Origin of the sequence: Aquimarina sp. EL_43 (assembly GCF_943422735.1) — a bacterium.
GTDB classification, from domain to species: domain Bacteria; phylum Bacteroidota; class Bacteroidia; order Flavobacteriales; family Flavobacteriaceae; genus Aquimarina; species Aquimarina megaterium.
The window spans coordinates 1,470,473-1,493,209 of record NZ_CALSBR010000001.1; the positions used below are offsets into that span (position 1 = coordinate 1,470,473).

Consider the following 22,737-nt stretch of genomic DNA (forward strand, 5'->3'; position numbering starts at 1 on the left):
TAGGTTTTATCGGTGATGATTCATTTAATTGAATAACTATCTAATCTCTCGTTGTTTCTTCCAAAAAGAACCACTTTCTTTCCTTTATATGTAAACGGACGTATTGCTTTTACATCTCCTTTAATTAAGATGCCACTTTTAGCTGCCGGAACAGGAACAAAACTATTCCCTCCATTATTTTTAAGTAACAATCCGTAACCGGCATCATTTCTCGGAGTTTCAATTTCTGATTGATATAAGTTTCCGGCAACAAGAATATCCTTTAATCCATCATCATCAAAATCATCAATATGAATATCGTTTATAGAAGATAGTTGTGCTTGTTTTGGAAGTTCTATAATGTTGAATTTTCCATCTCCTAAATTTTCTATAAAAACAGAAGCAAATGTATACGCTTTGGCATGTAAAGCCTTCTCTAGTTTTTCTTGCCCATATACCTGAACTAGGTCTGCAGAACCAAAACCTTCATAGGTTGGAAATTTTTCTTTTATAAATGGCATTTGAAGCGAGGTACATTCTCGACCACGAAGCGGAAACAAATCTCCATTGTTATAATACCCTAATACAATATCATTGGTCCCATTATCATCAAAATCATGTGCATAAATCTCGAAAGGTTCTTTGGCAGACGCTTTATATTTATAATTTAATCCTAAGTTACCTACTACATAATCCATATCTCCATCCTGATCAAAATCAGCACTATTAATCGAATTCCACCAACCATTAGTATGCTCAAACAAGGTGGTATCTTTTTTAAAAGTCTTATCTGTATTTCTAAACACCGTTATTGGCATCCATTCTCCAACTATAACCAAATCAGATAAGCCATCCTGATCAATATCTGTCCATGTTGCATCTGTGACCATACCAATTTCAGACAATTCTGGAGCAATCGTTTTGGTAATATCTTTAAAAACACCATTGTTGTTTTCTAATAGATAATTTGCTGCAGGATAAGGATATTTTTGTGGTGTATGCCTACTCCCAACAAATAGATCCAGGTCTCCATCCTGATCATAATCAAATGGTTTTATACAGCTACCACTGGATGCTATCTTTGGTAATCTATTATTTTCTTTAACAAAATTTCCATTCGTATTTATATATAAACGATCCTGATACATCCTATGATTTGCTGGCCATTCATTCCCGCCACTTACCACGTATAAATCTAAATCGTTATCACCATCTACATCAAAAAATTGGGCAGATACATCTTCAAAAACTTTTTCTTTTTCCCATAACGTCCTGCCCAAAGATTGAAAAGAACCATTAGGTTGTTGTGTATATAATGCTGCCGGGTGATCTTTTGCTCCACCAATATAAAAATCATCCAATCCATCCATATTTATATCCCCAACAGCAAGTGCAGGACCAAACTGAGACATTTTATGTGGTAATAAACTTTCTTTTGCATAGTCATCATACTCATTTTCGACATGCTTATGGATTATATTTATGTCTTTTGTACTATTTGTAAATAGTGCTGCCACAGCATCTTTCTTTTTTTTATTTGTAAGAGTAGCATCGTTGTGATTAATAATAATTCTTTTATTAATTTCTGGATGGTTAATCACCTCAACTTTGTTATCTGGCCAGGTTATCGTGACTTTCTGTACCTCGATATTATTATCCAATCCGACATGTATAACAGGTGCTACTGCAGATTGATATCCTCTTGTGGGATAGTTTTCGAATATTTGAGTTGTTTTTTCTGTTTGTATTGTAATACGCGTACCTATTCCAAAGGGGTTTTGGGAGTTTCCTTTAAACTGAAACTGAACATAATTCTTATTCCTGGTATTATTTTGTAGAATAGTAGCTTCCTGATCAATATTATTAATAACCAGATCTAGATCTCCATCGTTATCTAAATCTGCATAAGCTGCACCATTAGAAAAAGTAGGACTATCAATTCCCCAGGATGTTGATGTTTTTGAAAAAGTTAAATCCCCGTTGTTTTTAAAAAAATAATTTCGGGTTTTTCGTTGTGGCGTTTTACGAACTAATTCTTCGATTACTTTTTTTATGCTTTCTTTATTTTTCTTTGCTTGCTCTAATCGTTTTAGTTTATATTTTCTAAAATCATTATTTCTAAAATCTCTCTTAAGGCCATTGGTAATAAACACATCTTTTAATCCATCATTATCAAAATCTGCAAATAGTGGTGCCCAACTCCAATCGGTATTTGATATTCCTGCAAGGTGTGCGATTTCACTAAAACATTCATCAGAATTGTTAAGCTGTAATGCATTAAACATATATTGATAATGAAATCCATTATCGACAGCATGGTTAAATGCTTTTGGGTTCATCCCACTCATACTGGTTTTGATGCCATAATTATCTTCGGCTACCATATCTAATGAAATGATGTCTAACAGCCCATCATTATTAAAATCTGCAATATCGGTTCCCATCGAAAAATTAGAAGTATGCCCAATAGATGATTTTATTTTTTCTGTAAACGTGCCATTTCCAGTATTAAAATAAAGGTAATCATGTTCGATATAATCGTTTGCTACATATATATCGGGCCACCCATCTTGATTAAGATCTCCAATAGAAACTCCTAAACCAAAACCTAGAGCATTTTGTATGATTCCTACCTGATCAGAAACATCGGTAAATTTTCCTAAATTATTTTGATACAATCGATCTCCTACCAAGTCATTCTTTTCACTTTTATAATCTTCTGGAGTATTGGTGTTAACAGGGGATACATTATGATTTAATAAAAACATGTCGAGATCACCATCTTTATCATAATCAAAAAATGCAGCTTGTGTACTATATCCCGAAAAATTAAGCCCATATTGGGCCGCTGCTTCTGTAAATGTCCCGTTTTGATTATTTATAAAAAGCTCATTTTCCCGATTTTCAGCCTTTCCTTTGCCCGATTTGCACACATAAATATCTAACCAACCATCGGCATTGATATCTACCATGGTCACTCCTGTTGTCCATCCAAAAGAACCTTTTACTTTTGCTTGTTTTGTATGGTCTTCGAATCTAAAATCACCCTTATTGATATAGAGCTTATTTTCTTTAAGATTGGAAGTAAAATAAATATCGGATAATCCATCATTATTAATATCTCCTATAGCAACGCCTCCACCATTATAGAAATATTCATATACCATACTATTCATAGCACTACTCTCGGGTATTTGGTTTATGAAATGAATCCCCGAATGATCTGATAAAACCGAAGTAAATAATGGTTTACTTATTTCAGAATGCGGGTTTTGTTGAGTAGTTTCATTGTTGCGACATGATATTATTAAGGATATACTTAATAGTACTCCAAGTATTTTTATTCTTTTATTATCTGCGATCATGACATATATTGTATAATAGCATAAACACCTAAAAATAATAAAATTTTTAGGTGTTTACTAGTTCTAATAACTAACTCAACTTTCGGGGGATTTTTACCATCCAGGATTCGGTTTAAGATTTGTATTAATATTTATTTCCTGTAATGGTATGGGGTATAAAATATGTTTATCCTGAAAATTCTCTGCAAATGGTTTGTTGTGATTTTCTAGTGTTGTTTTTATAGATTCTGTGGCTGTGCTTCCTCTTTGCCATCTATAAAGATCAAACCAACGAATACCAAATTCCATGGCTAACTCAACTGGGCGTTCATGATGTCGAATTTGATCTCTTAGCTGGCTTTGAGTCATTGTTCCTAATGGAGCAGCTTTGCCTCGTTCTCTAACTTTATTGATCTCTACTATCGCTTGATCTGTTTTCCCATTTTCATTCAAAGCTTCGGCATACATTAGTAAAACATCGGCATATCGAATTAAAGCAATGTTTGTTCCATTATAAAAGCTTACATCTTGATTAAAAGCATACTTTTTGAAGTATTTAGGGTGGTTAAGATCACCAGATACAGCGCTATATGCAACAACTGCATCGGCGTCTCTACTATACATTTCAGAATTAGGATCGTCAAAGAAAATACTTTCGTATACTCTTTCACTAATTTCTCCTCCGGTAGTTAAATCTGTTTTCATTTCTTCAACCAACCAATCAGAAGGGTAGAATAATTCCCACCCACCAAAGGCATAAGGAGAAACCTGAAAGTTAAAAACTTGTCGTTCGTCATTCCCATTAGCACGATCTCCAGAAAACTGAATCTCAAATATACTTTCATTTCCATTTTCGGCAGCCCCATTAAAATTATCTGCATAATTCGTTAATAAAGAATATCCCATACCGGTTACTTCTCCTAATTTGACTTCTGCCTGGCTCCATTTTTCTTGAAACAAATATGCTTTACCCAATAATGCTTTTGCAGCACCTTGTGTAGCTCTTCCTTTCCATTCTGATGAATGTTCTGTCAATAAATTTGGTTCTGCTTCTGTAAGATCTTTTTCTATCTGCTCCCATATTTTATCTGGAGTTACCTGAGACACAAAAAGACGATCTAATTCTGTTTCATAAGTGGTTACCAAAGGCACATTTTCAAAACCGGTTACCAGCCAAAAATAGTATAGTGCTCTTAAGAATTTTGCTTCGGCTACAATCGTATTCTTATCTTCCTGAGATAGCGCTTGCATTTCTGGAATTCTTTGTATGATCTGATTGGTACGCCCTATACCTGCATAGCTACTTTGCCATATATTGTATGGACCCGTATCTTCTGTGGTATTAGAGAAACTTGCAAGGGATCGGCTATATGTTTCTGCTGTATTATTGGTCACATCATCGGCTCGGTATGCCATTGCAGTATACACTTCTTCGAAGAAAGCCCATTTACTCCCACTCGCGCTATGCATTGCTCCATAAGCAGTCGTTAGAGCCTGTAACGCATGTTCTTCTGTCTGCCAAAAACTAGAATCGGTTAAATTCTCCTTATTAGCAACATCTAAAAAATCATCACTACAAGAATGTAGTATTCCTATACCTAGAACTATAATTAATAAATAACTAATTTTTTTCATTGTTCTGTTTTTTAATTTTTTTTCTAACTATTACATCGATACGTTAATACCGAAAATAAAGGATCTGGTTAGTGGGTAGAACCCTCTGTCAACACCTCTATTAAATGTTCCTCCATTTCCCAGACCTGGATCAAAACCTGAATAATCTGTAATGGTAAATAGATTATTGGCAGTTGCATAAACTCTGATTCTCGAAACAGGAATCTTACTTATTGCAGATTCTGGAATCGAATATCCTATTTGTAAATTCTTTAATCTTAAGTATGATCCATCTTCTAGAAAATAACTAGAAGGTCTAATGTTATTATTAGGATCACCAAATGCATTTCTTGGAATATTGGTATTTGTATTCTGTGGTGTCCAGGCATTAACTAAATCAGAAGACACATTATTCCTATCTGTTCTATACAACCACATTTTTACACCATTGTAGATTTTATTTCCCTGGGTTCCCTGAAAGAATACACTAATATCAAAGTTTTTATATTTCGCATTAAGAGTTAATCCATATTCAAAATCAGGAAGTCCACTTCCCATATATTTTTTATCATCATCGTTTAATTCACCATCTCCATTTACATCGGTAAATCGTAAATCTCCCGGAGCAGCATCTGGTTGAACTCCATGTGCATCAATTTCTGCTTGATTTTGAAATATTCCATTGGCTTCAAACAAATAAAATCGACCGATTTCTCCTCCTACTTCGGTACGAGTGGTAGGGAAATTATTAAATTCTATAAAACCATCAGTACGAGCTTCGCCCTCTACTCCAAGCTTTGTAATTTTATTTTTTGAAGTACTTAGGTTTGCGGTAACATCAAAAGAAAAATCTTTGTATTGTTTACTACTATAGGTAGCAGAAAACTCCCATCCTTTATTTTCTAAATCTCCTGCATTAGTCAAAGGGTCTGTGGTAATTCCTGAAGTACCAGGAACTTTAGTAAACACCAACATGTCTGTAGTCTTGGCATTAAAGTAATCAAAAGAAGCCTTGATTCTATTATCTAATAAACCAAGGTCAATACCGACATTGGTAGTTGCCGTTTCTTCCCATCTAATATCCGGTGTTGGTAGCGAAGTAGCAATTGCACCAGATAATATCGCTTGTGTTACATCCTCTCCAAATGGATAGTTTAATTGCTGTCCTCCAGAACCAATCCTTGCCAAAAATAAATGATTAGGGATAAGTTGATTTCCTAATGTACCATAGCTAAAACGAGGTTTTAGTTGAGTAAACAAATCCGACTTAAAAAAGTTTTCGTTATGAACTGCCCAACCCAATGAAACCGAATAGAAAGTACCATATTGATTCTTAGAACTAAAGCGTGACGAACCATCTCTTCTGGCACTGGCCTGCACATAATATCTATTGGCATAATCATAACTTAGACGACCAAAAATAGATTGTAATGTACTGGAAAAATTTCGACCAAAAGAAGAAGCATCTCCTATCCCGGCGCTTAGCGCTTGTATTGCATCAGATGGTAATCTATTATTGCTACCTCCCGCCGAGTTAAACACATTTTCTTCTTTAGAACCACCGACAAGGACATCAAAATCATGATCTCCAAATGTTTTGACATAATTTAACGTATTGTTTAATGTCCAACTGGTAGTCCTTGATCTGGTTTCAGATAAAAAAGGATCTTCATTAATAGACTGTGGTCCAAAATTATATGCTGGCTGAAAGAAAAAGAAGTGCTCGTTTTCTACATTTAATCCATATTGAAATTGATAACTTAAACCATCAAATAATTTTAAGTTGGCTGCAATATTAAATTGAGTGTATTCATCACGATCAATACGATCGGTTAATTCTCCCTGACCTATTGGATTTCCCGAACCTAAACCAGTTGCTGGTGTAGCAAATCCATTTAAAGAATTTGCATCATAAATTGCTTTATGAGGTAATTGCGAATAGATGTTTAGAAATGGAGAAAAGCTAGCGTTACCTCCATCAAGGGGTTCAAAAATACTTCGTCTTTTTTCTTTGGCATAGGCCAAACCAGGAGAAATCTTCAAACGGTTATCCAACAATTTGATATCCATATTTAATCGGGTATTAAACCTATTGAAATCTGTATTAATCACAGTTCCTGAATTGGCAAAATAACCTGCAGAAAAATTATAAGTTGTATTTTCAGAACCTCCAGAAATTCCAATATCATGTTTCTGCTCAAAAGCATTTTTGTAATAGGCGTCAGCCCAATCAGAATCTGCATATTGTTCTCCATTGGTAAGGTATGGAGCAGGTGTTTCTCCTACATTAGCGTATGCTTCTAATTTTATCTGATCGTGTTGAGCTCTATTTGCTACCTTTATATTATCATCAATAGAGTGTGTACTTATGTATGAATTTACAACAACCCGAGGGTCTCCTCTTTTTCCTCTTTTTGTTGTAACGATAACTACTCCATTAGAAGCTCTAGAACCATAAATGGTAGCAGCAGATGCATCCCTAAGAATACTAATGTTTTCGATATCTGCAGGATTTACATAAGATAAATCTCCCGGAACTCCATCAATTACAAACAAAGGGTCATTATTATTTACAGTACCCATACCACGAATCCTAATTACCGGAGCACTCCCTGGGGCGCCACTCGCTATTGCTACATTAAGCCCAGCTACTTGCCCCTGCAAAGATGTTGCTATATCGGCAGTAGGTATTTTTTGTATCTCTTCAATATTTACTGAAGTAATTGCTGCAGTTAATTCTGATTTTTTTTGTGTCCCATAACCCACCAAAACAACTTCTCCTAAGCTCTGGGCGTCTTCTTCAAGGCTAATGTTAATTATTGTTTGGTTTCCGACCAGAACTTCTTTAGTTACAAATCCTAAATATCTATATACTAATGTTGTTTGCGAATCGGAAACTTCAATTGAATAATTTCCATCAAAATCAGTTTGTGTTCCCTGAGTTTCGTTTCCTTTAATTGTAATTGTAACTCCCGGTAAAGGAGAACCGCTACTATTTTCTGAAACATTACCTGTTATTACTGCATTTTGCGCATAAGTATTTGCGAATCCAAATAGAGTAAGCCCAAGCAGAGTTAAAAGAAATGAATAGCATTGGTTTTTCTTTTTTTTTGCTTCCATAATCACATTGTTTTTTGGTGATAACCCCCCATTTTACGAGGGGTTTAACGTAAAATATTGACGCAATATAGAATTTTAGTTTTTAAAAAGGCAACTAGTACCTACCAGTTTTTTAAAAGAAAAAATATGATATATTTGTAACATGAAAACAATTAATGTCGTAGATAATATAGGTGTACCTAAATACAAACAGATCATTTCATCAATTGAAAGTGCTATTTTATCTGGGGAGTATAAACGTGGAGATAAACTACCATCAATTAACAGTGTAAAGCTTCGGTTCTCCCTTTCGAGAGATACAGTATTACTCGCCTACAATGATTTAAAAGTAAGAGGAATTGTAAATTCTGTTCCTGGTAAAGGGTACTATGTGAAAAGTGAAAGTATAGAAATCGCCCAAAAGATTTTTTTACTGTTTGATGAATTAAATGCCTTTAAAGAAGATTTGTATAATTCTTTTTTAAAAAGCTTAAATAACAATGTAGAGGTAGACATTTATTTTCATCATTTCAATTATGATGTATTTAGTAAATTGATTTATGACAATATTGGTAACTATAATTATTATGTTATCATGCCTGCCAATCTAAATGATATTCCATCTGTCTTAGATATACTGCCTCAGGACAAAGTGTATATACTGGATCAAACTCGTCCCGAGCTTGCTCAATACCCTGCTATTCATCAAAATTTTAAGAAAGACATTCTAACTGGTTTGGTAAAGGGACTTCATCTCTTAAAAAAATATCAAAAATTAGTACTCCTTTTTCAGGAAAAGAAACAACCTTCGGGAATGTTTGAGGGTTTTGAAATGTTTTGCAATACGTATCATTTTAACAGTGAAGTAATTGATTCTCTCGAAGAAAGAACATTAACCAAGGGAGAAGTTTACATAATTCCAGACGATAGAAGCCTTATTCGTATCATAAAAAAAATCAAAGAGGTAGAGTTTACTCTTGCAAAAGATATTGGTATCATATCCTATAATGATACACTTCTTAAAGAAATTGTCGAAGGAGGTATAACCACTATTTCTACCGATTTCAATAAAATGGGAGAGCGCTTAGCCGAAATGATCATGAATAAAGAACAAATTAGAATCGAAAACATAAATAATCTAATCTTAAGAAACTCTCTTTAGCTTTTGTATCAAATAAATCACATAAAAGAACAAATACATCCTAAGCATCATATTGAACTTTTAACCGCAGATCAAAGTTCAAGCGCTATAATAGCTTTAAATTTAGGAGGAAGCGTACAAAGACTATCCATTAAAGGCAAAAGTATAATAGCTGGATTAGAATTATTAGATTATAATACTACCTATGCTTCTGCTGTTTTATTTCCTTTTGCCAATAGAGTAAAGAATGGAAAATATAGTTTTGAAGACAAACAGTACACCTTAGACTTAAATGTAAAAGAAGAAAACAATGCTTTACATGGCCTAATATATAATAAAACCTTTCAATTTATAAAGGAAGAAACTTGTGTTGATCATGCCACCGTAACCATTGGGTATGAAGAAACTAAAAGAGTAAAAGGGTTTCCTTTTAAATACACTATATATTTAACATACACTTTATCTGCCAATGCCTTAGAGCTCTCTGTAGCCGTAATCAATACTGACAAAACTCCTTTTCCTTTTACTATTGGCTGGCATCCATATTTTTTAAGTAGTGATTTACACGAGAGTTTTCTTACGGTTGAAAGCAATAAAAAATTAGTATTCGACAAGGATATGATTCCTATGAAGATTAAAGATATTACTATAAAGGGGCCTATCCAGATCAAAGACAGACTTTTTGATGATTGTTATATTCTTAACACTAATTCAGCAAAATTTAATACTCCAGACTATTGTTTGATGCTTGAGTCTTCTTCTGAAGAAAATTATCTGCAAGTATTTACACCTGAAAAAAGAAATATAATAGCTCTCGAACCCAAAACAGGGCCATCTAATAGTTTTAATAACAAACTTGGATTAAGCACCCTTAATCCAAAAGAAACCTATAAGATAAATTGGAAAATTAAACTTCAGAACAATGAATAAAAATGCTCTATTTATACTAATTTCGGTTCTCATATCGTGTTTTGGTTGTAAAAAACAAACAAAAGCAACACCAGCCGTCGTTACCCCAAAAAAATACCTCTCGTATAGTAAAAACATCCTAAACTATAGCGTTACTCCAAAAGATTCTATAGATAAGTCTGGTTTGATGTTTTCAGATCAGGGAGCATGGTTTGCCTACAGTTTTCCTGATTCTATTAGCCCTTCTCCCGGGTTCTCTGGCCCATTTTTAATGACTCAGCAAAATGGAATTTGGAGCAGCAAAATGCTTGTAAAATTAAATATTGAAGGCATTTCATGGAGTGCATATAAAACAACCGCATATAACAGTCATTTAGAACAAATCCTTACAAACAATGATCTAATATTAAAACAAAAACTGGTATTTGCCTCTGGACACTCGGCATTAATACAGTATACGCTTACCAACAAGACCGATAGAACCATCGACTTGACGTATAATTGGAAAAACCAGCAGCTTTTAACAAAAACCCTAAGGTTAGAATCGACAGAAAATAAAATTACTATACGCTCCTCAAAATCAAATGCTATGGGGTATATTGTATTTCCTGATGAAACAAAAATCACAAATACCGATAGCTCTTATGTTACCAATAATCAACAACTACAATTAAAACCAAAAACCAGTAAAGAGATTGTGGTTTCTCAGACTTTTATTTTTCCCGAATACTCCTGGGAAGAAGAACAAAAAACGATCACTACTATTGATTTTGATACTACCTTACGCAAGCGCAGTATAGAAAAAGAAACACAGTTAACATCTTTGATCGACGCAAGAAAAGAAAAATATCAAGAGGATAAATATGCCAAATTAATGGCCAAAGCGCACCTTACCTTACAAAACAATTGGCGTATTGCTGCAGGAGAAATACAACACGAAGGATTGTTCCCTAGTTATCACTACAAGTGGTTTAACGGGTTTTGGTCATGGGATTCGTGGAAACACGCTGTTGGATTATCTTATTACAATACAGAATTAGCCAAAAAACAGATGCGGTTAATGTTCGAGTTTCAGAATGAAGATGGTTTTGTAGCAGATTGTGTATACAGAGATACAAGCATAGAAGATCATAACTATCGAGATACAAAACCACCATTATCTGCATGGGCGGTAGTTAAAATTTATGAAAAAGATCATGATCTTGATTTCGTAAAAGAATTGTATCCTAAGCTTAAAAAATATCATTATTGGTGGTATCAAAAACGAGATCATGATAAAGACGGACTATGCGAATATGGATCTACCGATGGAAGTCTTGTTGCTGCCAAGTGGGAAAGTGGTATGGATAATGCCATTCGTTTTGACGATTCAAAAATTCTTAAAAACGAAGAAGGAGCCTATTCTTTGGATCAGGAAAGTGTTGATCTTAATGCATATCTCTATGCAGAAAAACTGTATTTAGAAAAACTGGCAGAAGCTATTCAAAAAAATGATGATGTAAAACAATATCTGGCAGAAGCAAAAAAACTAAAAGAAACAATTCAGAATCAATTCTATGACCCTGCAGATGGTTGGTTTTATGATACAAACCTAGACGGAACAACATTTATAAAAGGAGAAGGTAGCGAAGGATGGACACCTCTTTGGGCAAATGTAGCAACCCAAAAACAAGCAGAAGCCGTAAAAAACAAGATGATGAACCCCAATAAATTTTATACCAAAATGCCTTTTCAGACCATGTCTGCAGATCATCCAAAGTTTGATCCCTTAAAAGGGTATTGGAGAGGCCCTAATTGGCTGGATCAATCTTATTTTGGTGTAAAAGGATTACGCAATTATGGATTCGATAAAGAAGCAGATCAGGCTACTGCGCAAATCATCGAAGGAGCAGAAGGGTTATTGGAGAAAGGAAAAGCAATTCGAGAAAATTATCACCCATTAACAGGCCAAGGCTTACATGCACAAAATTTTAGCTGGAGTGCAGCACACATTATAATGCTATTAATAAAAGAATAGATGATGAAATATTCGACCTTACAGGTAACTACTAATCAGGCAGAACAAATACTACAACAATTGTTCGGCATTACAGGAAAAGCCTCTTCTCTTCCTGGAGAAATTGATTTTAATTTTAGAATCAAAACTGAACATGGAGATGGTTATATTCTAAAAATATCAAGACCTGACGAACATATTCATTATCTGGAGTATCAACAACAGCTATTAGAATACGTAGAGAAAAACGGAAAAGACCTTATAGCACCAAGAGTAATTAGAGATAAAGAAGGCAATGACATATCCGAAATTATAGATGAAAATAATGCGGTTAGAAAAGTACGTCTATTATCCTGGATAAGTGGTAGGGTATGGAGCAGTGTTAATCCGCAATTAGACACGTTGCGATACAGTTTAGGAGAACAATGTGGCTTACTTACAAGTGCTTTACAAGGGTTTGATCACCCCGAAGCATATCGGGAATTTGTTTGGGACATCGCACAATCTTTATGGACCAAAGAACATGTACACCTCTTTGAAGGAGAAGAAAAGGATATCATTTCTTTCTTTCAAAATAGATTTGAAGACATTCAGGATTCATATGGTACACTAAGAAAATCGGTAGTCCACAATGATGCTAACGATAATAATGTTATTGTTTCAGAAGACTTGATTCATCCCAAGGTTAAAGCAGCAATAGATTATGGAGATGCGATACACACTCAGATCATTAATGATGTAGCTATTGCCTGTGCGTATGCTATAATGAATCATAACGATCCGCTAGAAGCGGCTTTACCAATACTGCAAGGATACCATGCTACTTTTCCGTTAAAAGAAGATGAAATCAAGTATCTATATGTAGCAATAGCTATGCGCCTGGTAATTTCTGTTACAAAATCAGCTATTAATAAAATCAAGGAACCCGATAATACATACTTATTAATTAGTGAAAAACCGGCCTGGAAAGTACTAAAAAAATGGAGGCTAATTAGTGAAGAGTATGCTCATTATAGTTTTAGGCATACCTGCGGATACTCTGCTCATCCTAATGAGAAAGCCTTTAGCGTTTGGGTAGAAAATAATAACTACTCCTTATCAGAACTATTTCCTACGGTTCAAAAAAACGAGGTGTGCCTTTTAGATTTGAGCGTATCCAGCAAATGGGTTGGGCATCAACAAGAATTTAATGATTTAGACATATTTCAGTTTAAAGTAGATCGCCTTCAAAAGGAAAATACAGATAAGATTATTGCAGGCGGGTATTTAGAACCCAGAGCACTATATACATCAACCACCTATGATAAAACAGGAAATAGCGGACGAGAAAGTAGAACGGTCCATCTTGGGATAGATTTTTGGCTCCCTGCCAATACTCCGGTTCATGCCGTATTAGACGGAGAAGTTGTAACCGCATTTAACCATGCCGGAGACAAAAACTACGGAGGGTTAATTATACTTAAACATCAAACTGGTTCATTAGAATTCTATACACTATATGGGCATTTAACTGTTGATAGTACGACACAAAAACAGCCCGGAGATAGTATAAAAAAAGGAGAGTGTATTGGGTATCTTGGTGATCCGGCTCAAAACGGAAATTGGGCTCCACATCTACATTTTCAGATTATGCTTTCTATGCTGGATTATACAGTAGATTTTCCTGGAGTAGCCTATTACAATCAAATAGAAGTGTGGAAAGACCTATGCCCGGATCCAAACTCATTATTCAAATTAGAAAGTCTGAATTCTCAAAGTGATACCACTAATGAAGAATTGATCACTTACCGAAAAAAACACCTTGGTAAAAGCCTGAGTTTACAGTATAAGGTGCCTATTAAAATGGTGCGTGGATCTGGGCAATATCTAATAGATCAATATGGTAAAAAGTATTTAGATACCGTAAATAATGTAGCTCATGTAGGGCATGAAAATTATGATGTAGTTAAAGCTGGGCAAGAACAAATGGCCTTGATTAATACTAATTCTCGCTATCTACACGACAATATTAATCAATTAGCCAAGGAGTTGATAGAAACTTTACCTCCAGAGCTAAATGTATTGCATTTTGTTAATTCTGGAAGTGAAGCTAATGAACTAGCCATTAGAATGGTTAAAGCTGTAACAGGAGAACGTGATATCATAGCTTCAGAAGTTGGGTATCATGGAAATGCCAATATGTGCATCGATATTAGTTCATATAAATTTGATGGTAATGGTGGTCACGGAGCCCCAGAGCACACCCATATATTCCCCTTACCCGATGCGTATAGAGGAAAATACAGGGGAGAAAACACAGGAGAACACTACGCTTTAGAGGTTCAGAATTGTATTGATGATGTACATAAAAAAGGAAGAGGAATTGGTGCTTTTATCATAGAACCCATTATAAGTTGTGGTGGCCAGATCGAATTACCAGACGGTTTTTTGCCTAAAGCCTACGAATATACCCGTGCCGCAGGAGGACTATGTATATCTGATGAAGTACAGGTAGGATGCGGAAGAGTAGGAAAAACGTTTTGGGGATTTCAATTGTATGGTGTAACTCCTGATATTGTAACCATAGGAAAGCCTTTAGGTAATGGGCACCCACTGGCAGCCGTTGTTTGTACGCAAGAAGTAGCACACAAATTTGCCAATGGAATGGAGTACTTTAACACCTTTGGCGGAAACCCGGTTTCTTCGGCCATAGGAGCAGCAGTTCTTAAAACCGTAAAACGTGAAAATCTACAATCCCACGCTTTAGAAATTGGAGAATTTTTAAAAGAAGAATTAAAAAAACTAGCCATAAAATATCCAATCATAGGAGATGTTCGGGGACAAGGGTTATTTCTAGGTTTTGAGCTTGTAGATGATAATATGAATCCTTTGGCAGATCATGCTGATTATTTGGCCAACAGGATAAAAGGTCACGGTATCTTAATGAGTACAGATGGCCCGGATCATAATGTATTAAAAATTAAGCCTCCCATTATTTTTACTAAAGAAAATGCAGAAGAATTAATTTTTTATCTCGATAAAGTATTTGCAGAAGACTACATGCAGAGTATTAAAGAAATATAACACAGTCATGAAATTAAAACATCTAATCATATTAGCAGGGATAATAGGGATATATAGTTGTACTAAAGAGCCTTTACAACCTGTTTCAGAACAGACCAATCATTTTAATCATAAGGTATTCGAAGAAAATAAACTGCCTCCCAGAGCTACGTTCTTTGGCTTTGAATCCAAATTGATAAAACAAAAAGAAAAATCAAAACGGTTTTTAAGTTTAAACGGAGACTGGAAATTTAATTGGGTAAAAGATCCTAAGCAGCGCCCAACAACTTTTCAACATAATGAATATATAGATCATGATTGGGGTACAATTCCTGTACCTGCAAATTGGGAAGTTCAAGGTTACGGAAAACCAATCTATCTCGATGAGAGATATCCTTTTACAACCAAATGGCCTAATGTTCCCGAAGATTATAATCCTGTAGGAACGTACAGAAAATTTATTCACTTAGATGAAAATTTTCTATTAGAGGATGTTATTCTTCATTTTGCAGGAGCTAAATCTGCCATGTATGTATATGTAAATGGTCGGTATGTAGGGTATTCTCAAGGAAGTAAAACACCTGCAGAATTTAATATAACCCAATACCTTAGCAAAGGTGAAAATCTTATAGCATTACAACTTTTTCGATGGAGTGATGCCAGCTATGTAGAGAGCCAGGATATGCTTAGAATGAGTGGTATAGAAAGAGATGTGTATTTATATACACAACCCAAAGTATTTGTTTCTGATTATTATACCTACACCAACTTAGATGAATCCTATACCAAAGGAGTTTTTAAAGGAGCTATATCTATCACCAACAGCCTTGAAGATGCTGCAACCAGAACAGTATCTGTTAAGGTTTTAGATGGAGAAAATACTATTTATACTACTTCAGAAGAGATAAAAATACCGGCACAATCAAAAATTGATTTTACTACAGAAAAAATAATAGACAACGTGAAGAAGTGGTCTGCCGAAATTCCGAATCTATATAATTTGGCGATCACCTTAGAAAACCCTGATCAGGATAATAGTAATCAATATATTAATCGACATGTTGGGTTTAAACGCGTAGAAATTAAAAACAGTCAGGTTTTAATTAATGGTAAAGCCGTTTATATACGTGGTGTAGATCGACATGAGACCGATCCGTTTACAGGGCATGTAATCTCCAGAGCTTCTATGGAACAAGATATCAGGTCGATGAAACAACATAATATCAATGCAGTACGAAGTGCGCATTACCCTAATGATCCTTATTGGTTAGATCTATGTGATCAATATGGATTATATGTTATTGATGAAGCCAATATAGAAAGTCACCCATTAGCTATAGACGAAAAAACTCAAATCGGTAACGAAATGAGTTGGTTGCCTGCACATATGATGCGAACACAAAGAATGTTCTATAGAGATAGAAACCACCCATCTATCTATTCCTGGTCATTAGGAAATGAAGCGGGAGAAGGAGAAATTTTTAGAACCACTTATAGATGGTTAAAAGAACACGATGATAACCGAATTGTACAATATGAACCCGCCGGTAAAGAAGAGTATACCGATGTGTATTGCCCGATGTATCCAAAACCAGAATACCTGATTCATCATGGCCAATCTGATTCTGATAAACCTTCGATCATGATCGAATATGCACATGCTATGGGTAATTCTGTTGGCAATCTACAGGACTATTGGGATATTATTGAAAAATACCCGAATCTTCAGGGAGGGTTTATCTGGGATTGGGTAGATCAAAGTTTAGAATATAAAGACGAAAACGGGAACCCCTATTTAGCATACGGGCATGATTATCATCCTGATCTGCCCACAGATGGTAACTTTTTAAATAATGGGTTAGTAGATCCGTATCGAAATCCGCACCCCCACTTATCCGAAGTAAAAAAGGTATACGAGCCTGCACAATTTTATTATAAAGGAAAAGGAGCTATAGAAATAGAAAACAAAAACTTCTTTGAGGATTTTACCGATAAAAGTATTTCATGGAAAGTATTAGAAGGTGGCGCTAAAATAGCAGAAGGTAATGAGATTTCGGCATTTATATTACCTGGAGAGAGAAAAGCAGTAACACTAGAAAAATTCCCTAACGTTTTAGACAAAAACAAAGAATACATTCTAGAAGTAAGCTTGCTTCAGAAAGAGGCAAACTCATTACTTCCTAAAGGACATGAAATCGCGTGGGATCAGTTTGTTATTCAAAAAGGAACTGGATTTACAAATACACCTTCAGTTTCTAATGATTTAAAAATCACCTCTAAAGATCAATCTATAGGTATTCAAAATAAAATAGTAGCTCTAAAAATTGACAAAAAAACCGGTGAAATCATTTCCTGGAAACATCATGGAATTGTGATTACCAATCACCCTATTAAACCTAACTTTTGGCGCCCTCCTACAGATAATGATCTAGGTAATGGTATGGATAAATGGGCCAAAATATGGCAAGATGCTTCTTATAATTATAAAGCAAAACTTGTCGAAAATCCTGTAACAAAAAATTCTGGTGTTTCTTATAAAGTAGCCTACTCACTTCCTGCAAACGAAGCAAATGTAGCCGTAACGTATCATATTAATGCCAATGGAGAAATGACGGTAGATTTTAGCTTTGCTCCAAACCAAAGTGATTTACCTAACATCCCAAGATTAGGAATGTACCTTACCGTACCCAACACATTTCAGAAAGTATCCTGGTATGGTAATGGTCCAGAAGAAAGTTATTGGGATCGCAAAACGGGAGTAAAAGCAGGGGTTTATACAGGTACTATAGATTCACAATTTCATACCTACTCCAGACCACAAGAAACGGGGAATAAAACAGATGTAAGATGGATGAAAATAGCTTCGAATACAGTAACTGTTAAGGCTAACAGCTCATCATCATTACTCAATTGTAGTGTATGGCCTTTTGCTATGACCGAATTAGATTTTAATAGCGAAAAAGATGGAGCTGCTTCGGCCTCGGGATTAGTTCCGGTTACTAAGAAACACGGAGCAGATATTAAAAAAGGAGAAACGATCCAATGGAATATCGACTACCAACAAATGGGAGTAGGAGGAGATACTTCCTGGGGACGCTTGGTACATGAAGAATACACTATAAAACCAACAAAACACAACTATTCATTTACAATACAACCAATTAAATAAGAAACTATGCAGTTCATCACATTTATAGGGTTTACATTATTAGTAGCAATAATAGCGTATATAAAAAGCAGAAAAACAGATGAATCTTCTTCTGATGGATATTTTCTGGGAGGAAGAAGTTTAACCGGAATCGTTATTGCAGGATCGTTATTATTAACCAATTTATCAACCGAACAAATCGTAGGGTTAAACGGAGCTGCTTTTAAAGAAGGAATACTGGTTATGGCATGGGAAACACTGGCTGCAATCGCCATGGTAGTTACCGCAGTGTTTTTATTACCCAGATATCTAAAAGGAGGAATAACCACCGTTCCTCAATTTTTACAAAGACGATACGATAAAACTACCAAAACAATCACCTCTGCATTATTTCTAAGCGGATATGTGGTGGTGTTATTACCTATCGTTTTATACTCTGGAGCATTGGCCATTAATACAATGTTTGATGTTCCTGACATATTAAATGTTAATGAAACTACTGCTTTATGGATAACCGTTTTCGGAATCGGTATCATAGGATCGATTTATGCCATTTTTGGTGGTTTAAAAGCAGTAGCAGTATCCGATACCATTAATGCAGTAGGGTTACTGGTCGGGGGATTATTAATACCAATATTTGGATTGATAGCCATTGGTGATGGTAGTCTTTTTGAAGGAATTACTACACTAACACAATCTCATCCCGAAAAATTCAAAGCATTAGGAGGGCCAGAATCTTCAATTCCGATAGGAACTATATTTACCGGTATGATGCTGGTTCAATTGTTTTATTGGGGAACCAATCAGGCAATTATACAAAGAGCTTTGGGAGCTAAAAGTCTAAAAGAAGGACAAAAAGGATTGCTATTAGCTTCGTTTATAAAAATACTAGGCCCACTAATCGTTGTATTACCGGGGTTAATCGCTTTTCATATGTTTGGGAACACACTAGACAACCCAGATGAAGCATACCCTATGTTAGTGACCAAGGTACTACCTGCAGCTTGGGTAGGTTTTTTTGCAGCAGTATTGTTTGGCGCTATTTTAAGTTCTTTTAATTCGGCTTTAAACAGTTCGGTTACCTTATTCGGAATTGATATATACCAATCCCATTTTAAACCAGATGCTACAGAACGACAAACAGTAAGGGCCGGAAAAAGTTTTGGCATCATATTAGCAATTTTGGCTATGTGTATTGCGCCGTTAATTGCATATGCACCTGATGGCTTATTTGGGTATTTACAAAAAGTAAACGGGTGTTATAGTATTCCTATTTTAACTATTATTGTAGTGGGATACCTCACCAAATATGTTCCTGCAATTGCCGCAAAAATTGCTATTATTTCTGGGGTTGTTTTATATGTTGCTTATATCTTATTAGATGAATTTGTTTTTGTTGGGCAATTTCCTCACTTTTTACATGTAATGGCTATTCTGTTTGTACTTAATGTACTTATCATGTTACTTATAGGTAAATTTAGACCCCGAACAGAAGCTTACGAGCAACACTATACAGAACAAGTTGATATTACTCCCTGGAAACATCTTAACACTGTAGGAATTACGATCTGTTTGATCGTTCTAGGAATCTATATATACTTTGCATAAATGACAAATGAATCATTACTAGAAAAAGTAAAATCTACTTTTCTGAAACGATTTGATACTAAACCGGTATTATCTTTTTCTCCCGGCAGGATTAATCTAATTGGGGAACATACCGATTATAATGATGGATTTGTCTTTCCTGCAGCAATTAACAAAGGGATCGTTTCGGGAATCCAGAAAAATAACGCTATGTATTGTTCTGTCTATGCTATAGATACCGATGAGGTTTTAGAATTTTCGTTGCAAAACATACAACCTATCAAAAATGGAGGATGGAAAAATTATGTATTGGGAGTCGTTGCCGAAATTCTTAAAAGAGACAAAACAATCTATAATTTTGATTTGGTTTTTGCAGGTAATATCCCTCTGGGAGCCGGGCTATCCTCCTCTGCTGCCCTAGAAAACAGTGTCGCTTTTGGGTTAAATGAATTGTTCGAACTGGGGTTGACCAAAGAAGAAATGATTTATATCTCTCAGCAAGCAGAACACAATTATGTAGGAGTACAATGTGGTATTATGGATCAATATGCCAGTATGTTTGGAAAAGAAGGCAAAGCTTTATTATTAGATTGCAGAGATCTTAAAGCAACTTATTTTTCTATTGATTTTAAAGAATATGATATTGTTTTAATCAATACCAATGTAAAACATAGTCTGGCAGAAAGCGCATATAATGAAAGACGTTCGGTATGTGAGACGGTAGCAAAACACCTAGAAATATCTACGCTAAGAGATGCTACATATGAAGTCTTATTTGCCATTAAAGAAGAAATCAACGAAGATCATTACCAAAAAGCTTTATTTATCATACAAGAAAACGAACGAGTTTTAAAAGCTGCTATTGCTCTAGATAAAAAGGACTACACAACTTTTGGTGAACTACTTTTTGAGTCGCATAACGGATTACAAAATCAATATAACGTAAGTTGTGTAGAATTGGACTTTTTAATTGATCAGGCAAGGCTAAATCCCAATATATTAGGTGCACGAATGATGGGAGGTGGATTTGGCGGTTGTACTATTAACATCATTAAAAAAGGAACTGCTGATGCATTTATGAATACCATTGCACCCTTATATCATAAACAGTTCAACAAAACTTTAAGCCGATATGATGTACAAATTGCACAAGGAACGTATAAAATCACATAATATGATCACAAGATATCTATATATATTAGGAATACTAATAGGGTTAACCAGCTGTCATCAGGAAATAACAGTAGATGAGAAAGCCGATAAACAGCAAATTATTAAAGTACTGAAAGCACAGGAACAATCCTGGTCAAATCATGATCTCGAAGGGTATATGCAAGGGTATTGGAAATCGGATTCTTTAAAGTTTTACGGGAGTAGAGGATTAACCTATGGTTGGGATAATACATTAGCTAATTATAAAAAAGGATACCCAACTAAAGCCCATACAGGTACATTAAACTTTGTCATTAGTGATATTTCTCGAATTGATGACGAGTCTTATTTTGTGATGGGAGAATATCATTTAGTACGCAGTGTAGGCAATGCCGATGGTACTTTTATGATCATTTTCAAAAAAATAAATGGTAATTGGAAAATTGTAGCAGATTCCTCATGTTAGATACAGCATTACGAGACTATTCCCACAGGCGCTATAATCCACTTAGAGGAGAGTGGGTATTGGTATCCCCGCACAGGGCAAAAAGACCCTGGCAAGGCCAGGAAGAAGAAATCAATGCACAATCATTACCTTCTTACGATAAAGATTGTTATTTATGCTCGGGAAACATGAGAGCAGGAGGAAAGAAAAATCCAGACTACCAGGATGTTTTTGTTTTTGAAAACGATTTTGCAGCATTGCAAAACGAATCTCCTTCTTTTGCGATAGAAGAAGAACTGTTTAAAGTAAAAAGTGAAACAGGAATCTGCAAAGTAATATGTTTTAGCCCGGATCATTCTAAAAGCTTAGCCAATATGCCTGTAGACGCTATTGAAAAAGTGATTGAAGTATGGCAAGAAGAATATCAAAAATTAGGTGCGTTACCAGAGATTAATTACGTACAGATCTTTGAGAATAAAGGTGCCGTTATGGGATGTAGCAACCCGCATCCTCATGGGCAGATATGGAGCCAGTTTCATCTACCCAATGAGATCTTAAAAAAAGATGATAATCAACGGCGCTATTTTTCTAAACATGGTACATCGTTACTAGAAGATTATGTGATCCTGGAATTAGAAAAGAAAGAACGTATCGTATTTCAAAATGAACACTTTGTTGTATTAGTTCCTTTTTGGGCTATTTGGCCATTTGAGACAATGATTATTCCAAAAAAGAGACAATCCTCTATTTTAGAAATGAGTCGAAATGAGCGAATCGCTTATGCAGCATGTATTTCTGTATTGACCCGGGCGTACGATCAATTATTTAATTGTTCTTTTCCTTATTCTAGCGGGATTCATCAGGCACCAACTCATAATCTTGATCATACGCACTGGCATTGGCATATGAGTTTTTATCCTCCATTATTACGAAGTGCTACTGTTAAAAAATTTATGGTTGGCTATGAAATGTTTGGAATGCCCCAACGAGATATAACCGCAGAAACCGCTGCAACAATGCTTTATGAATTAATCTAACATAAGTTCGGTATACCTTTATAAAATTACAAAAACCGTCATCTTTGCGCTGCAAAAACACTACCATTGACACTGATGACGCGGATTTACAATCCGTGCTTTTAAAAACTATAAAAATAAATTTATTTATAGCGATATTATCAATGATTAACTATAAAAAAAACAGCCATATTAAAGTGACTGTCTTTATATTTCGGTATGTTTCACGGATTACAACCTTAAATCCGCGCTATCTTGGTACTTA

At 35.1% G+C, this 22,737-nt stretch carries 12 protein-coding genes; 9 read left to right on the plus strand and 3 right to left on the minus strand.

What is annotated here, in order from left to right; all coding sequences use genetic code 11:
- Positions 1–20: 20 nt before the first annotated feature.
- The 3 genes from NNL09_RS06840 to NNL09_RS06850 all read right to left on the minus strand — a co-directional run bounded on the left by NNL09_RS06840 (position 21) and on the right by NNL09_RS06850 (position 8,057).
- Complete coding sequence (locus NNL09_RS06840; RefSeq protein WP_196912025.1) at positions 21–3,344, minus strand: VCBS repeat-containing protein; 3,324 nt, start codon at positions 3,342–3,344, stop codon at positions 21–23.
- 93 nt (positions 3,345–3,437) lie between these two features.
- Positions 3,438–4,958: a RagB/SusD family nutrient uptake outer membrane protein gene (locus NNL09_RS06845; RefSeq protein ID WP_109098751.1), complete on the minus strand. Its 1,521-nt coding sequence runs from the start codon at positions 4,956–4,958 to the stop codon at positions 3,438–3,440.
- A 30-nt stretch (positions 4,959–4,988) separates the two neighbouring features.
- Positions 4,989–8,057: a TonB-dependent receptor gene (locus tag NNL09_RS06850; RefSeq protein WP_025664637.1), complete on the minus strand. Its 3,069-nt coding sequence runs from the start codon at positions 8,055–8,057 to the stop codon at positions 4,989–4,991.
- A gap of 142 nt (positions 8,058–8,199) precedes the next feature.
- On the opposite strand from NNL09_RS06850, the gene NNL09_RS06855 reads away from it, so the two are divergent.
- Genes NNL09_RS06855 through NNL09_RS06895 form a run of 9 tightly spaced genes read left to right on the plus strand, consistent with a single transcriptional unit; the run spans position 8,200 to position 22,493 of the window.
- Positions 8,200–9,198, plus strand: coding sequence for a GntR family transcriptional regulator (locus NNL09_RS06855; RefSeq protein WP_025664638.1), 999 nt, complete (start codon positions 8,200–8,202; stop codon positions 9,196–9,198).
- A gap of 3 nt (positions 9,199–9,201) precedes the next feature.
- A complete protein-coding gene (locus tag NNL09_RS06860) occupies positions 9,202–10,107 on the plus strand; it encodes an aldose 1-epimerase (protein WP_025664639.1) in 906 nt (301 codons plus the stop codon).
- On the plus strand, positions 10,100–12,103 hold the full coding sequence (locus NNL09_RS06865; protein WP_196912026.1) for a trehalase family glycosidase: 2,004 nt from the start codon (positions 10,100–10,102) through the stop codon (positions 12,101–12,103). The genes NNL09_RS06860 and NNL09_RS06865 overlap by 8 nt, the downstream gene beginning before the upstream one ends.
- On the plus strand, positions 12,104–15,145 hold the full coding sequence (locus NNL09_RS06870) for an aminotransferase class III-fold pyridoxal phosphate-dependent enzyme (RefSeq protein WP_196912027.1): 3,042 nt from the start codon (positions 12,104–12,106) through the stop codon (positions 15,143–15,145).
- Positions 15,146–15,152: 7 nt separating this feature from the next.
- Positions 15,153–18,293 carry a glycoside hydrolase family 2 TIM barrel-domain containing protein gene (locus NNL09_RS06875; RefSeq protein WP_196912028.1) on the plus strand — a complete coding sequence of 1,047 codons (3,141 nt, stop codon included), beginning with the start codon at positions 15,153–15,155 and terminating at the stop codon, positions 18,291–18,293.
- Positions 18,294–18,299: 6 nt separating this feature from the next.
- On the plus strand, positions 18,300–19,880 hold the full coding sequence (locus NNL09_RS06880; protein WP_196912029.1) for a solute:sodium symporter family transporter: 1,581 nt from the start codon (positions 18,300–18,302) through the stop codon (positions 19,878–19,880).
- Positions 19,881–21,032, plus strand: a complete 1,152-nt coding sequence (gene galK / locus NNL09_RS06885; RefSeq protein WP_196912030.1) for a galactokinase — start codon at positions 19,881–19,883, stop codon at positions 21,030–21,032.
- A gap of 1 nt (position 21,033) precedes the next feature.
- A complete protein-coding gene (locus NNL09_RS06890; protein WP_196912031.1) occupies positions 21,034–21,477 on the plus strand; it encodes a DUF4440 domain-containing protein in 444 nt (147 codons plus the stop codon).
- Positions 21,471–22,493: a UDP-glucose--hexose-1-phosphate uridylyltransferase gene (locus NNL09_RS06895; protein ID WP_196912032.1), complete on the plus strand. Its 1,023-nt coding sequence runs from the start codon at positions 21,471–21,473 to the stop codon at positions 22,491–22,493. The genes NNL09_RS06890 and NNL09_RS06895 overlap by 7 nt, the downstream gene beginning before the upstream one ends.
- Positions 22,494–22,737: the final 244 nt, after the last annotated feature.